Source organism: Bacillus sp. Brlt_9 (genome assembly GCF_051948935.1).
Lineage (GTDB): Bacteria > Bacillota > Bacilli > Bacillales > Bacillaceae_G > Bacillus_A.
On the sequence record NZ_JAYJLO010000037.1, the window covers coordinates 1 to 441 of the forward strand.

Annotated in this window: 5 tRNA genes; all 5 read right to left on the reverse strand. The window is 53.1% G+C overall.

The annotated features are described in order from the left end of the window. Positions 1-9: 9 nt before the first annotated feature. The 5 genes from VF726_RS31500 to VF726_RS31520 all read right to left on the reverse strand — a co-directional run bounded on the left by VF726_RS31500 (position 10) and on the right by VF726_RS31520 (position 438). Positions 10-90: transfer RNA gene (locus VF726_RS31500), tRNA-Leu, on the reverse strand. 14 nt (positions 91-104) lie between these two features. Further along, positions 105-180: transfer RNA gene (locus tag VF726_RS31505), tRNA-Lys, on the reverse strand. Between the two features lie 4 nt (positions 181-184). Continuing rightward, positions 185-259: transfer RNA gene (locus VF726_RS31510), tRNA-Gln, on the reverse strand. Between the two features lie 11 nt (positions 260-270). Beyond that, positions 271-354: transfer RNA gene (locus VF726_RS31515), tRNA-Tyr, on the reverse strand. Positions 355-362: 8 nt separating this feature from the next. After that, positions 363-438, reverse strand: a tRNA-Val gene (locus VF726_RS31520). Positions 439-441 lie beyond the last annotated feature (3 nt).

Below are 441 nucleotides of genomic sequence, written 5' to 3' on the forward strand. Positions count from 1 at the left end.
TATTAAAAGTGCGGGTGAAGGGAGTCGAACCCCCACGCCAAAGGCGCTAGATCCTAAGTCTAGTGCGTCTGCCAATTCCGCCACACCCGCATATTTTGTTAAAATGGTGAGCCATGAAGGACTCGAACCTTCGACCCTCTGATTAAAAGTCAGATGCTCTACCAACTGAGCTAATGGCTCTTAATGGCTGGGCTAGCTGGATTCGAACCAGCGCATGACGGAGTCAAAGTCCGTTGCCTTACCGCTTGGCTATAGCCCATTAATTAAGAATGGTGGAGGGGGGCAGATTCGAACTGCCGAACCCGAAGGAGCGGATTTACAGTCCGCCGCGTTTAGCCACTTCGCTACCCCTCCGACATATATGGTGGAGGATGACGGGATCGAACCGCCGACCCCCTGCTTGTAAGGCAGGTGCTCTCCCAGCTGAGCTAATCCTCCATA